Here is a 14881-nt window from a genome sequence, read left to right as displayed (position 1 = left end):
CAAAACGCCACCCGGCAATAAAAAAACCGCCGAGTTCGGCGGTTTTTTTGTTTCAATGCAACTTACAGTGATTTCAGAATCGCATCCACGCTGGCTTTGGCGTCGCCAAACAGCATGTGAGTGTTCTCTTTGAAGAACAGCGGGTTCTGAACGCCAGCGTAACCAGTGTTCATTGAGCGTTTGAAGACAATAACGTTCTGCGCCTTCCACACTTCCAGAACCGGCATCCCGGCAATTGGGCTACCCGGATCATCCTGCGCGGCCGGGTTGACGGTATCGTTGGCACCAATTACCAGTACCGTGTCGGTATCAGTGAAATCATCATTGATTTCATCCATTTCGAGCACGATGTCATAAGGCACTTTCGCTTCCGCCAGCAGCACGTTCATGTGGCCAGGCAGACGACCGGCAACCGGGTGAATACCGAAGCGAACCTTAATACCGCGCGCGCGCAGCTTCTCGGTGATTTCCGCGACCGGATACTGGGCCTGTGCCACCGCCATGCCATAGCCTGGGGTGATAATGACCGTGTGCGAGTTTTTCAGCATGTCTGCGGTATCTTCAGCAGAAATTTCACGATGCTCACCCACTTCTTCATCAGCACTGGAAGAAGAACCATCGGTTCCGAAGCCACCGGCTATTACGCTGAAGAAGGAACGGTTCATTGCCTTACACATGATGTAAGACAGGATCGCACCGGAAGAACCGACCAGCGCACCGGTAACGATCAGCAGATCGTTGCTCAGCATAAAGCCTGCCGCCGCTGCCGCCCAACCGGAGTAGGAGTTCAGCATTGACACCACCACTGGCATATCAGCACCGCCGATGGACGCCACCAGATGCCAGCCAAACGCCAGCGCAATAATCGTCATCACCAGCAGCGCCAGCACCTGCATTCCTACGCTTTCGGTACGTACGAAGACAACCAGCAACACAAATGACACAACCAGCGCCGCCAGATTCAGCTTATGGCGGTTAGGCAACATCAGCGGTTTAGAGGAGATCTTACCGCGCAGCTTACCAAACGCCACAATGGAACCGGTGAAGGTCACTGCACCAATGAAGATGCCGAGGAACACTTCGGTCAGATGGATATTGACCAGAATCGGCTCCATGCCAGGTTCGTGATACAGGTAGCTATTGAAGCCCACCAGCACCGCAGCCAGGCCGACAAAGCTGTGCAGGATCGCCACCAGCTCTGGCATTTCGGTCATTTCAACACGTTTTGCCAGGCGAATACCGATAGCTCCACCGATAATCATCGCCACCAGGATCCACGCAACGTTGCCGGTGTCCGGCCCGAAGATGGTGGCAATCAGCGCAATCGCCATCCCGGCGATACCAAAGTTATTACCCTGCTGAGACGTTTCGTGTTTAGAAAGCCCCGCCAGACTGAAAATAAACAGGATCGCAGCAACAATGTATGCGGCTGTTACTAATCCTCCAGACATATGCTACCCCTTAGCCTTTACGAAACATTTTCAGCATTCGCTGAGTCACGGTGAAACCACCGAAAATATTAATGCTGGCGATCAGCACCGCAACAAAGCTCAGGAAGCTAACCCAGCCACCGTGACCAATTTGCAGCAACGCCCCGACCACGATGATCCCAGAGATGGCGTTGGTAACCGACATCAACGGAGTATGCAGCGCGTGCGATACGTTCCACACCACGTAGTAACCCACCACGCAGGAGAGCGCAAAGACGGTGAAGTGTCCGAGGAACTCTTTAGGTGCGACATCCGCCAGCCAGCCAAAGAGAATTATCACCAACGCCATGATTGCGTATTTACGCCACGGTGAAGCCGGTTTTGCCGGTTCTTTTGGCGCAGGAGCCGCTTTCGGTGCAGCCTGAGGCTGTGCCGATACCTGAATTGGTGGCGCAGGCCAGGTGATTTCACCTTCACGGACTACGGTAACGCCACGGACAACTACATCCTCAAAATCAACAGTGATATTGCCGTCTTTCTCTTTGCAGAGCAGCTTCAACAGGTTAACGAGGTTGGTACCGTACAGCTGAGAAGACTGGGTCGGCAGGCGCCCCGGCAGGTCGGTATAACCGATCACTTTCACACCGTTGGCTGTCGTTGTAACCTGGTTTGCCACGGTATATTCGCAGTTACCACCGTTTTGCGATGCCAGATCGACAATCACACTGCCCGACTTCATGGAATCAACCATTTCACGGGTGATCAGCTTCGGTGCCGGTTTACCAGGGATCAGCGCCGTGGTCACGATAATGTCGACATCTTTTGCTTGAGCCGCAAAGAGTTCCATTTCGGCTTTAATGAAGGCTTCTGACATCACCTTCGCATAACCATCACCGCTGCCCGCTTCTTCCTTGAAATCCAGCTCAAGGAATTCGGCGCCCATACTTTGCACCTGCTCTTTCACTTCAGGGCGGGTATCAAATGCACGCACAATGGCGCCGAGGCTGTTTGCTGCACCAATGGCAGCCAGACCAGCCACGCCCGCACCAATCACCATCACTTTCGCCGGAGGCACTTTACCTGCCGCCGTGATTTGCCCGGTAAAGAAGCGACCAAACTCGTGAGCCGCCTCAACGATGGCGCGATAGCCCGCGATGTTCGCCATTGAGCTCAATGCATCCAGAGACTGCGCACGCGAAATACGCGGCACGGAATCCATCGCCATCACGGTCACACCGCGCGCCGCCAGCTTTTCCATCAGTTCCGGGTTTTGTGCCGGCCAGATAAAGCTCACAAGCGTAGTGCCCGGATTCAGCAGTGGAATTTCGCTCTCTTCCGGCGCATTCACCTTCAGAATGATCGGCGACTGCCAGATGTCTGCACCTTCTACTATTTCTGCACCAGCCTGAATAAAGGCATCGTCATCGAAACTCGCCAGTTTGCCCGCGCCGCTTTCAACCGCGACGGTAAAACCCAGTTTAAGCAGTTGCTCCACCGTTTTCGGTGTAGCCGCTACGCGGGTTTCATTGGCTAACCGTTCTTTTGGTACCCCAATACGCATAGTTTTCCCTTCCATCGGTTTTTGATGATGGTTTGTCGATAAATACCCGTGGTTTGTATCAACTTTAGCCAGTTGTTAGCGCCGACACATGATTAACCCCGGAAAATAAAACAGTAACAAACTTTCTATAACCTACTGAAAATAGCGCCCGTGATCCACCGCCTGAAAACACTATTTCTTACTTTATTTGTGAAAAATAAGTGATCCGCATCGCTGACAGACATATTTACCTTAAATTCACCGCCAGAACCGATAAATAGCGCAAGCGAAGCGGTAAAAAGATGATATAGCGCCATAAGAGATCAACTTATTAACATTAAATTAACTTGTAAAAGTCATATGCTTTATCAGTTTTGCTTGTCAAACGCGTGTTTTTTCAACATATCACTAAATGTTATCGAAAAGGGTCCAGCACATCGCACTGGCTGTGAAAAATGGCGCAGACAGCGACGGGATTTAAATGCAATAATCGGGGCCGTCTCAAATTAACAACAATACCAGTATATGGTTTGCGCAAGGCGAAGGATTATTTTTATGAAGCTTAAGAACACACTCCTGGCGTCCGCACTTCTTTCTGCGACCGCCCTGTCCGCGAATGCCGCGACAGAGTTAACGCCGGAGCAAGCGGCAGCGTTAAAACCTTTTGACCATACGGTCATTGTGGGTCGTTACAATTCCATTGGCGATGCCGTCGCCGCCGCAACAAAAGCTGCCGACAAAAACGGTGCGGCTTCCTTTTATGTTGTTGACCAGTCTGATTACGGTAACAGCGGCAACCAGCGCGTAACCATCGCGCTGTATAAAGACGATGCGCCAAAAGCTGACGCACCGAAAAACCGTGTCATTAACGGCATCGTCGAACTGCCAAAAGATCAGGCAATCGAACTGGAACCGTACGACACCGTTACCGTGCAGGGTTTCTATCGCAACCAGCCTGAAGTGAACGACGCCATCACCAAAGCGGCTAAAGCAAAAGACGCTTACGCGTTCTACATCGTACGTCAGGTTGATGCCAACCAGGGCGGCAACCAGCGCATCACCGCGTTCATCTATAAGCAGGATGCGAAAAAACGCGTTCTGCAAAGCCCGGATGCCATTCCTGCCAACTCCGAAGCGGGCCGCGCTGCTATCGCGAAAGGTGGAGAAGAAGCGAAGAAAGTGGAGATCCCAGGCGTTGCGACTTCCGCAGCACCAAGTGCTGAAGTGGGTCGTTTCTTTGAAACGCAATCCACCAAGGGTGGTCGCTACTCTGTAACGCTGCCAGACGGCACTAAAATTGAAGAGCTGAACAATGCCACTGCTGCGCAGATGGTACCGTTCGACAGCATCAAGTTTAGCGGCAACTACGGCAACATGACGGAAATCTCTTATCAGGTAGCGAAGCGCGCTGCCAGGAAAGGGGCGAAGTACTACCACATCACCCGCCAATGGCAGGAACGTGGTAATAACATCACCATCAGCGCTGACCTGTACAAGTAAGCAAACAGTTGAACAAGGGCGGCGTAATGCCGCCTTTTTTGTTACTTTTTTTCGAATTTCCGCCCCACGTCATTGCATGACTTCGTGACACTCCGTAAAATCCCGCGCCTTAGTGTGATCCACCATTTTTATGCGCCTGTGCGAAATAATTATTCTGGATTTAGAACTTTCATAACAGGAAGCCAATGGAAAAGAAACTTGGCCTGAGTGCTTTAACTGCACTCGTTTTAAGCTCAATGCTGGGCGCGGGTGTATTCAGTTTGCCGCAAAATATGGCGGCCGTAGCAAGCCCTGCGGCGTTACTCATTGGCTGGGGTATCACCGGCGCCGGAATATTGTTGCTGGCCTTTGCCATGCTGCTGTTAACCCGCATTCGCCCGGACCTCGACGGCGGGATTTTCACCTATGCGCGGGAAGGTTTCGGTGAACTGATTGGCTTCTGTTCAGCGTGGGGCTACTGGCTGTGCGCGGTTATCGCCAACGTCTCTTATCTGGTGATTGTCTTCTCTGCCCTGAGCTTCTTTACCGACACGCCAGAGCTGCGTTTATTCGGTGACGGCAATACCTGGCAATCTATTGTGGGTGCATCGGTACTGCTGTGGTTTGTTCACTGGCTGGTGCTGCGTGGTGTGCAAACCGCAGCAAGCATCAACCTGGTGGCGACACTGGCCAAACTGGTTCCACTCGGCCTGTTTATCGTGCTGGCCTTTATCGCGTTCCGCCTGGATGTCTTTAAACTCGATTTCACCGGTATCGCGCTTGGCGTCCCGGTCTGGGAACAGGTGAAAAACACCATGCTTATCACCCTGTGGGTGTTCATTGGTGTTGAAGGCGCGGTGGTGGTTTCTGCGCGTGCGCGAAATAAGCGCGACGTTGGCCGCGCTACACTGCTCGCGGTTATTTCGGCGTTGGGGGTGTATCTGCTGGTGACATTACTCTCACTCGGCGTTATTGCACGTCCTGAACTGGCCGAAATGCGTAACCCGTCAATGGCCGGGCTTATGGTTAAAATGCTGGGTTCCTGGGGCGATGTAGTGATAGCGGCGGGACTGATCGTTTCCGTGTGCGGTGCCTACCTGAGCTGGACTATCATGGCCGCCGAAGTGCCATTCCTGGCCGCCACGCACAAAGCGTTCCCGCGTCTGTTTGCGCGCCAGAATAACAACAATGCGCCGTCGGCGTCGCTGTGGCTGACCAACATCAGCGTGCAGGTCTGTCTGGTGCTGATCTGGCTCACAGGTTCTGACTATAACACCCTGCTGACCATCGCCTCTGAAATGATTCTGGTACCCTATTTCCTGGTGGGTGCGTATTTGTTAAAAATCGCCAGCCGCCCGGCACACTATGCCGTGGGCGTAGGTGCCTGTATTTACGGGCTATGGTTATTGTATGCTTCCGGGCCTATGCACCTGCTACTATCTGTGGTGTTATATGCGCCGGGTCTGCTGGTGTTTATCTACGCCCGCCGCACGCATCAGTTGGATAATGCGCTAATGCGCCGTGAAATGGCGTTGATTGGATTACTACTGGTTGCTGCCGTACCAGCAACGTGGATGTTAATGGGATAGCACCGTCTTTCCCATTGTTGAACTGAAAGGAGACTACGATGGGAAATACACAGCAACGCCCTATTCTGATTACTGGCGGAGGCCGCCGTATCGGCCTCGCCATCGCCCATCATTTTCTCAACCTTCACCAGCCGGTGATCGTCAGCTATCGCAACGAATACCCTTCCATTGAAGGGCTACGCAAAGCCGGTGCCGTCTGTATTCAGGCCGATTTTTCAACCGACGAAGGCATTCTCGCTTTTGCTGAAAAAGTGAAATCCACCACCAGCGGGCTGCGGGCGCTTATCCATAACGCCAGCGCCTGGCTTGCGGAAAAACCCGGCACGTCGCTCAGCGATACGCTCGCTGGCATGTTGCAAATCCACGTTAACGCCCCTTACCTGCTTAACCACGCGCTGCTGGACCTGCTGCGCGGGCACGGGCACGCTGCGGCCGATATCATCCACTTCACCGATTATGTGGTGGAGCGCGGCAGCGACAAGCATATCGCCTACGCGGCCAGCAAAGCGGCGCTGGACAACATGACGCGCTCCTTTGCCCGCAAACTGGCGCCAGAGGTTAAGGTCAATGCCATTGCTCCGGCGATGATTTTATTTAATGAAAGCGATGACGCGGAATACCGCCAACAGGCGCTGAATAAGTCGCTGATGAAAATAGCCCCTGGCGAAAAAGAGGTTATCGATCTTATCGATTACCTGCTGACCAGCTGCTACGTGACCGGCAGAACCTTCGCGGTGGATGGCGGCCGTCCGCTGCGTTAGTGGAAACGGCTCCAGAAAAAGATAAGCACCCAGGCGCTGAGGCTCCAGCAGACAACGGCTCCGCCCAGCGCCAGCGGTAAACGCAGAAACCCGGTGAAATACCACAGCGACAGCAGATAAAGAAAATACGGGATTATCGACCACATGCCGAAGACGATAGTGGTTCTCAGGGCTTCAATGCCCCGCTCAGAGGCAACGATATAGTGTGCGATAAGCGCGAATGTCGGGAACAGCGGAATCAGCCCGGCGATGTAATAGTTCTTCGTTTTCGCCAGAATGCCAATCAGTAGTACCACCAGCGCACCCAACGCCGCTTTAATCACCAGCCCCATGATTTTTCCTATAACAATCAAATAACAATGTGAACCAGAATAACGGAACTGACGTTAATTTTGAAAGATTAATGGAAGGTTAAGGTTGCGCGGTGTATGTTGGCTTTTTTCGCGATAACAGACGCTGTATGAATAAGATTGTTTATGTAGAAGATGAACCCGAAGTTGGGCAATTGATCGCCGCTTATCTGGGTAAACATGATATGGACGTCATCGTCGAACCTCGTGGCGATCGTGCTGAAGAGGTTGTAGTCCGCGAAAACCCCGATCTGGTGTTGCTGGATATTATGCTGCCAGGCAAAGATGGGATGACGGTATGTCGCGACCTGCGCGCGCAGTGGGATGGCCCGATTGTGCTTCTTACCTCTCTGGACAGCGATATGAACCATATTTTGTCGCTGGAAATGGGGGCTAATGACTATATTCTGAAAACAACGCCTCCGGCGGTGCTCCTCGCGCGTTTACGGCTTCATCTTCGCCAGCGTGCAAGCGTTGAACGTGAAGCGCCGGCACCGTCACTTACGCCGCATAAAGCAATGCGTTTCGGTACGTTATCCATTGACCCGATTAACCGCCAGGTTCTGTTATCCGGTGAGCTGATTGCCCTCTCAACGGCAGATTTTGACCTGCTGTGGGAACTGGCAACCCACGCCGGGCAGATCATGGACCGGGATGCTCTGCTGAAAAACCTGCGCGGGGTCAGTTACGACGGCATGGACCGCAGCGTGGACGTAGCCATTTCGCGCCTGCGCAAGAAACTGCTGGATAACGCCACTGAGCCATACCGTATTAAAACCGTGCGTAACAAGGGCTATCTTTTCGCCCCACACGCCTGGGAAACCTGATTACTTCGTCATCCGGGATCGTTAATGAAAAAGCTGTTTGTGCAGTTTTATCTTCTGCTGTTTGTCTGCTTCCTGGTAATGACCATGCTGGTCGGACTGGTCTATAAATTCACCGCCGAGCGTGCGGGCAGACAGTCTCTGGATGATTTGATGAAAAGCTCGCTCTATCTGATGCGCAGCGAATTACGCGAAATCCCGCCACACGACTGGGCAAAAACCTTAAAAGAGCTGGATCTGAATCTGTCGTTTGATCTGCGTATTGAGCCGATGAAGGATTTTGAATTAGATCCACCTGCCATGCAGCGACTGCGCGACGGAGATATTGTCGCGCTTGACGAAAAATACACCTTTATCCAGCGTATTCCCCGCAGCCACTATGTGCTGGCGGTGGGGCCGGTGCCCTATCTCTATTATCTGCATCAGATGCGGTTGCTGGATATGGCGCTGCTGGCGTTTATCGCCATTTCTCTGGCTTTCCCGGTCTTTATCTGGATGCGTCCCCACTGGCAGGACATGCTGAAACTCGAATCCGCGGCGCAACGCTTTGGTGAAGGGCATCTGACCGAACGCATCCATTTTGACAGCGGTTCCAGCTTCGATCGTCTGGGCATCGCGTTCAACCAGATGGCCGATAACATCAATGCGTTGATAGTCAGTAAGAAACAGCTGATCGACGGCATCGCCCACGAATTACGTACCCCGCTGGTGCGCCTGCGCTATCGGCTGGAAATGAGCGAGAATCTTACCGAGGCCGAGTCTCAGGCGCTCAACCGCGATATTGGCCAGCTCGAAGCGCTGATTGAAGAGTTGCTGACTTACGCACGCCTCGACCGCCCGCAAAACGAACTGAACCTCAGCACCCCTGACCTGCCCGTCTGGCTGCAAACCCATATTGATGACGTGCAGAGCGTTAACCCGCAACGGGCGCTGCTGACTACGGTTACGCCCGGTGATTATGGCGCGCTGGATATGCGCCTGATGGAGCGCGTTCTCGATAACCTGATGAACAACGCCATGCGTTACAGCGAAAGTACGCTGCGTATCCGTTTAGATTTACAGGGCAGTCAGGCCAGTTTGTCCGTTGAAGACGACGGGCCAGGTATTGCCCCGGATGAGCGAGAAAAAGTCTTCGAGCCGTTTGTGCGCCTTGATCCAAGCCGCGACCGTGCAACAGGCGGCTGTGGGCTGGGGCTGGCCATTGTCTATTCTATCGCGCAGGCAATGGGCGGCACGGTTCACTGTGGCGAGAGCGAACTGGGCGGCGCGCAGTTCTGCTTTAGCTGGCCGGTCTATCACAACATCACCCTTCCCGTTCCTGCCTGACATTAACCGCACGCTGGCCCGACCCGGCGTGCTGTGCTATATCATTAAGTATGTTGTAACTAACGAAGGGACATCATGGCAACTTACGACCTCATTGAACGGCTAAACACTACATTTCGGGAAATGGAGCACGGGTTACTCACCCTGACAGAGCGTTTGCAGACCTGCCGATTACTGGCGGCGCGTGTGTTTACCCTGCCGGAGGTCGGCAAAGGGGCTGAACACGACCCGCTCGACACTATCGAGGTGAAACAGCAGATCGGCAATGCGGCGCTGGAACTCACCCTGCTACATTATCGTCGCCTGTTTATCCAGCAGCAGTCAGAAAACCGCAGCAGTAAGGCTGCCGTCCGTCTGCCTGGGGTGATTTGCCTGCAAACCGATACCACCACGCGGGAAGCGCTGGAAACCCAGATTGCGCATATCAATGCCCTGAAAGCGGCGTTTGAGAAGATAGTCACCGAAGAGTCGGGGTTAGCCCCTGCAGCCCGTTTTGAATGGGTGCACCGCCAGCTACCGGGGCTGATTACCCTGAATGCCTACCGAACCCTGACGGTACTGCGCCACCCCGCCACGCTGCGGTTTGGCTGGGCGAACAAGCACATCATCAAAAACTTCACCCGCGATGAGATCCTCGCCCAGCTTGAAAAAAGCCTGAAAGCCCCGCGCACCGTGGCCCCGTGGTCACGGGAACAGTGGATTGAACGTCTGGAGCAGGAATATCACAGCATTGCGTCTTTACCGGCGGATACGCGGCTTAAGATAAAGCGCCCGGTGAAAGTGCAGCCTATCGCTCGCGTCTGGTATTCGGGGCAACAAAAACAGGTGCAATACGCCTGCCCGACGCCGCTGATTGCACTCTATGATGCCGACCAGGGCGCGGTGGTGCCGGATATTGGTGAACTGCTGAATTACGATGCCGAAAATGTTCAGCACCGTTATAAGCCTCAGGCGCAGCCGCTACAGCTGATCATTCCACGGCTGCACCTGTATGTGGCAGAGTGATTATTTCAGGCTGCCGACCATGTCCTGCGGACGTACCCAGGTGTCGAACTCGGCTTCTGTCAGATAGCCGAGCGCCAGCGCTGAGGCCTTGAGCGTCAGCCCTTCTTTATGGGCTTTTTTAGCAATTTCAGCCGCTTTGTCGTAACCGATATGCGTATTGAGCGCGGTGACCAGCATCAACGACTCATTCAGCAGCTGGCTGATACGATCGTGATTTGGCGCGATCCCCACTGCACAGTGCTCGTTGAAACTTTCCATACCATCTGCCAGCAGGCGAACCGATTGCAGTACGTTATGAATGACCATCGGGCGGAAGACGTTCAGCTCAAAGTTACCGGACGCGCCCCCCATATTCACGGCCACATCGTTACCCAGCACCTGGCAGCAGAGCATGGTCATGGCTTCGCACTGGGTCGGGTTCACTTTTCCTGGCATGATCGAACTGCCCGGCTCATTCTCCGGGATGCTGATTTCGCCTATACCGCAGCGCGGGCCAGACGCCAGCCAGCGCACGTCGTTGGCAATCTTCATTAACGAGGCCGCCAGCCCTTTCAGGGCGCCGTGGGTATGCACCAGTGCGTCGCAGGTGGCAAGCGCCTCAAACTTGTTTGGCGCGGTGACAAACGGCTGTCCGGTGATATCCGCCAGCTCTTTGGCCACGCGCACCGCATACTCAGGGTGCGTATTTAAACCGGTCCCAACCGCCGTTCCACCCAGCGCCAGCTCCGCCAAATGCGGCAGGCTGTTATCAATGTGCTTAAGATTATGCTCCAGCATCGCAACCCAGCCGGAGATCTCCTGGCCGAGCGTCAGCGGCGTGGCATCCTGAAGGTGTGTACGGCCAATCTTGACGATAGTACTGAACGCCTGCGATTTTTCGTTGAGGGTCTTTTTCAGCACATTCAGCTGCGGGATAAGTTGCTCGCGAATGGCGATCACCGCCGCCACGTGCATTGCCGTCGGGAAGACATCGTTAGAGCTTTGGCTCTTGTTCACGTCATCGTTCGGGTGAACCTTACGTTCCATACCACGTACGCCGCCCAGCAGTTCGCTTGCGCGGTTTGCCAGCACTTCGTTCATGTTCATGTTGCTTTGCGTGCCAGAGCCGGTCTGCCAGATGGCAAGAGGGAATTCATCGGGGTGTTTACCTGCCAGCACCTCATCAGCCGCGTTGATGATGGCCGAGGCTTTTTCTGCCACCAGCAACCCTAAATCCTGATTCACTTTGGCTGCGGCGCGTTTCGTCAGTGCCAGCGCCTGAATCAGCGAAACGGGCATTTTCTCTGTTGAGATGCGGAAATGCTCCAGCGAACGCTGGGTTTGCGCGCCCCATAGCTTGTCGGCCGGGACGTCGATCGCGCCCATAGAATCTGTTTCGCGACGATGCGTTGTCATTACTTTCTCCTTGATAACAAAGATGGGATTGCTCACATGCTTAAGAGATAAGTATTGATGGCTTCTGAATTACTGTATGGCGCTTTGTGCGCTCTTTAATGTGCCGGGTGGCGCTGACGCCACCCGGAATGTCACAGAACTACTTCACACATGCCGAACACTGGGAAGACTGGATCTGTTTGAAGAAGTCATTACCTTTGTCGTCCACCAGAATGAACGCCGGGAAATCTTCTACTTCGATTTTCCAGATAGCTTCCATACCCAGTTCCGGGTACTCCACGCATTCAAGGCTCTTGATGCTGCCCTGCGCCAGTACCGCCGCCGGGCCACCGATGCTGCCCAGGTAGAAGCCACCGTGTTTGTGGCAGGCATCCGTCACCTGCTGGCTGCGGTTACCTTTCGCCAGCATAATCATGCTGCCGCCGTTGGCCTGTAGCTGGTCAACGTAGGAGTCCATGCGCCCAGCGGTGGTTGGGCCTAACGAACCGGAAGCATAACCTTCAGGCGTTTTCGCCGGGCCGGCGTAGTAAATCGGGTGATCTTTAATGTACTGCGGCAGACCTTCGCCATTATCCAGGCGCTCTTTCAGTTTCGCATGGGCGATGTCGCGTCCAACGATGATGGTGCCGTTCAGGGAAAGACGGGTCGAAACCGGGTACTGTGAAAGCTGTGCCAGGATCTCATTCATCGGGCGGTTCAGGTCAACGTGTACCGCTTCACCCTCACCCGCTTTGCGCAGCTCTTCCGGAATATATTTGCCTGGGTTGTTTTCCAGTTTTTCGATCCAGATACCGTCGCGGTTGATCTTCGCTTTAATGTTGCGATCCGCAGAGCAGGAAACACCCATCCCTACCGGACAGGATGCACCGTGGCGCGGCAGGCGGATCACCCGGATATCGTGGGCGAAGTATTTACCGCCAAACTGCGCGCCGAGCCCCAGGTTTTGCGCTTCCTGCAACAGTTCCTGCTCAAGCTGCACATCGCGGAACGCCTGGCCGTGTTCGTTACCTTCCGTCGGCAGGCCGTCGTAGTATTTGGTAGAGGCGAGCTTAACGGTTTTCAGCGTGCTTTCGGCAGACGTCCCGCCAATAACAAACGCAATGTGATACGGCGGACATGCCGCAGTACCCAGCGTACGCATTTTCTCAACCAGGTAATTCTTCAGCTTGCCCGGCGAGAGCAACGCTTTCGTTTCCTGATAGAGGTAAGTTTTGTTGGCAGAACCGCCCCCTTTGGCGATGCACAGGAATTTGTATTCGTCGCCGTCCACACTGTAGAGATCGATCTGCGCAGGCAGGTTAGTCCCGGTGTTGACCTCTTTGTACATATCCAGCGCCGCGTTTTGCGAATAACGCAGGTTGTCTTCGATATAGGTGTTATACACGCCGTGCGCCAGCGCAGCTTCGTCACCACCACCGGTCCAGACACGCTGGCCTTTTTTGCCGGTGATAATGGCCGTGCCGGTGTCCTGGCAGGTCGGCAGAATGCCTTTGGCGGCAATATCGGAGTTACGCAGGAATTGCAGTGCCACGTACTTGTCGTTTTCGCTGGCTTGCGGGTCGCTCAGGATATCGGCAACCTGCTGCTGATGCGCCGGACGGAGCATAAAAGAGGCATCATGAAACGCGTGTTGCGCCAGTAAGGTCAGCGCCTGCGGATCCACTTTAAGGATCTCCTGCCCTTCGAATTCAGAGACAGAAACATGATCGCGGGTTAACAGGTAATATTCGGTCTGATCCTTACTGAGGGGAAAAGGATCTTGATAATGAAAGGGTTTGTTCGACATTGTTCTCTCACTTACTGCTTCGGTCTGATTATTTGGGCAGGCGTTCCGCTGCCCGCTTAAAAGCGAGTTAGCCTATCCTACACAATTTTTTAACAAAAACTGAGACTAGTACGACTTTTTACATCCGAAGGTTACTTCCACACGGTTTATTGCTTTAATACCCGGAGTTAATTCCACCTTTTGAATCAGGGCTTGATAATGCAAAAACTCATCAACTCAGTGCAAAACTACGCCTGGGGAAGTAAAACTGCGTTAACGGATCTCTACGGTATCGCGAACCCCGACAACCTGCCGATGGCAGAGCTGTGGATGGGCGCCCACCCGAAGAGCAGCTCAAAAATTGAAGACGCCAGTGGTCAGACACGTTCCCTGCGTGACGTGATCGACGCCGATAAAGCGGCACTGCTGGGCAGTAAGGTTGCCAGCCGTTTTGGCGAACTGCCATTCCTGTTTAAAGTGCTGTGTGCCGACCAGCCGCTTTCTATTCAGGTTCATCCGAATAAAAAAGCCTCTGAAATTGGCTTTGCGAAAGAGAACGCCGCGGGTATTCCACTGGATGCCGCAGAGCGTAACTACAAAGATCCTAACCACAAGCCTGAGCTGGTCTTTGCATTGACCCCATTCCTGGCAATGAACGCATTCCGCGAGTTCTCAGAGATTATTTCTCTGCTGCAACCCGTCGCGGGGGCGAATAAAGCCATCGCCCACTTCCTGCAAAATCCAGACGCTGCAGGGTTGAGCCAGCTGTTTGCCAGCCTGCTTAACATGCAGGGAGAAGAAAAAGCGCACGCGATCGCAGTGCTGAAAGCCGCGCTGAGTAGCCAGCAGGGCGAGCCGTGGGACACCATTCGCGTGATCGCAGAGTTTTACCCGGATGACAGCGGCCTGTTCTCCCCGCTGCTGCTGAACGTAGTGAAGCTGAATCCAGGCGAAGCGATGTTCTTGTTTGCTGAAACCCCGCACGCCTACCTGCAAGGTGTGGCGCTGGAAGTGATGGCAAACTCCGATAACGTGCTGCGCGCGGGTCTGACGCCGAAGTACATCGATATTCCGGAACTGGTTGCTAACGTGAAGTTTGTCGCCAAGCCCGCTTCAGCGCTGCTGACGCAGCCGGTGAAACAGGGTGCGGAGCTGGACTTCCCGATCCCGGTGGACGATTTTGCCTTCTCTCTGCATGACCTGAGCGACGCTGAAACCGCCATCGCCCAGGAGAGCGCCGCGATTCTGTTCTGTGTGGAAGGTGAAGCCGTTCTGCATAAAGACGCACAGCGCCTGGTGCTGAAGCCGGGTGAATCTGCCTTTATCGCCGCCAGTGAGTCGCCGATTAGCGTAAGCGGCACTGGCCGACTGGCGCGTGTTTTCAATAAGCTATAAGCACTTACTGAATTTTTTAACA

At 54.0% G+C, this 14881-nt stretch carries 12 protein-coding genes; 7 read left to right on the top strand and 5 right to left on the bottom strand.

The window, feature by feature from the left end; translation table 11 throughout:
• Positions 1–62 precede the first annotated feature (62 nt).
• Positions 63–1451, bottom strand: a complete 1389-nt coding sequence (gene pntB / locus ACS603_RS03775) for a Re/Si-specific NAD(P)(+) transhydrogenase subunit beta (protein WP_182060809.1) — start codon at positions 1449–1451, stop codon at positions 63–65.
• A gap of 10 nt (positions 1452–1461) precedes the next feature.
• Entirely contained in the window at positions 1462–2991 is a 1530-nt protein-coding gene (gene pntA, locus ACS603_RS03770) for a Re/Si-specific NAD(P)(+) transhydrogenase subunit alpha (RefSeq protein WP_182060808.1), read from the bottom strand.
• Positions 2992–3525: 534 nt separating this feature from the next.
• On the opposite strand from pntA, the gene ydgH reads away from it, so the two are divergent.
• From ydgH to folM, 3 genes are all read left to right on the top strand, one after another.
• Positions 3526–4470, top strand: a complete 945-nt coding sequence (ydgH, locus tag ACS603_RS03765; RefSeq protein WP_182060807.1) for a DUF1471 family protein YdgH — start codon at positions 3526–3528, stop codon at positions 4468–4470.
• 185 nt (positions 4471–4655) lie between these two features.
• On the top strand, positions 4656–6038 hold the full coding sequence (locus ACS603_RS03760; RefSeq protein WP_182060806.1) for an amino acid permease: 1383 nt from the start codon (positions 4656–4658) through the stop codon (positions 6036–6038).
• Positions 6039–6076: 38 nt separating this feature from the next.
• A complete protein-coding gene (gene folM / locus ACS603_RS03755) occupies positions 6077–6799 on the top strand; it encodes a dihydromonapterin reductase (RefSeq protein ID WP_182060805.1) in 723 nt (240 codons plus the stop codon).
• Here the strand turns inward: folM and ACS603_RS03750 are convergent.
• Positions 6796–7131 carry a GlpM family protein gene (locus tag ACS603_RS03750; protein ID WP_182060804.1) on the bottom strand — a complete coding sequence of 112 codons (336 nt, stop codon included), beginning with the start codon at positions 7129–7131 and terminating at the stop codon, positions 6796–6798. The two genes, folM and ACS603_RS03750, sit on opposite strands and share 4 nt — an antisense overlap.
• A gap of 128 nt (positions 7132–7259) precedes the next feature.
• On the opposite strand from ACS603_RS03750, the gene rstA reads away from it, so the two are divergent.
• The 3 genes from rstA (at position 7260) to tus (ending at position 10304) form a co-directional block, all read left to right on the top strand.
• Entirely contained in the window at positions 7260–7976 is a 717-nt protein-coding gene (gene rstA / locus ACS603_RS03745; protein ID WP_182060803.1) for a two-component system response regulator RstA, read from the top strand.
• Between the two features lie 24 nt (positions 7977–8000).
• Positions 8001–9299: a two-component system sensor histidine kinase RstB gene (rstB, locus tag ACS603_RS03740; RefSeq protein WP_182060802.1), complete on the top strand. Its 1299-nt coding sequence runs from the start codon at positions 8001–8003 to the stop codon at positions 9297–9299.
• Positions 9300–9374: 75 nt separating this feature from the next.
• Positions 9375–10304 (top strand): DNA replication terminus site-binding protein, encoded by a 930-nt coding sequence (gene tus / locus ACS603_RS03735; protein ID WP_315688434.1) that lies wholly within the window; start codon positions 9375–9377, stop codon positions 10302–10304.
• On the opposite strand, the gene fumC is transcribed toward tus, so the two are convergent.
• The gene (gene fumC / locus ACS603_RS03730) at positions 10305–11699 is read right to left on the bottom strand and encodes a class II fumarate hydratase (protein ID WP_182060800.1); all 1395 of its coding nucleotides are present in this window, start codon (positions 11697–11699) and stop codon (positions 10305–10307) included. It abuts the gene before it with no gap.
• 139 nt (positions 11700–11838) lie between these two features.
• Positions 11839–13485 (bottom strand): class I fumarate hydratase FumA, encoded by a 1647-nt coding sequence (gene fumA, locus ACS603_RS03725; RefSeq protein ID WP_315688432.1) that lies wholly within the window; start codon positions 13483–13485, stop codon positions 11839–11841.
• Positions 13486–13683: 198 nt separating this feature from the next.
• Here fumA and manA point away from each other — a divergent pair, with 198 nt between their 5' ends.
• The gene (gene manA, locus ACS603_RS03720; protein ID WP_474943785.1) at positions 13684–14859 is read left to right on the top strand and encodes a mannose-6-phosphate isomerase; all 1176 of its coding nucleotides are present in this window, start codon (positions 13684–13686) and stop codon (positions 14857–14859) included.
• Positions 14860–14881 lie beyond the last annotated feature (22 nt).

Source organism: Enterobacter sp. Li2LvB3 (assembly GCF_056156645.1).
This window is presented reverse-complemented; position numbering and strand designations above follow the sequence as displayed.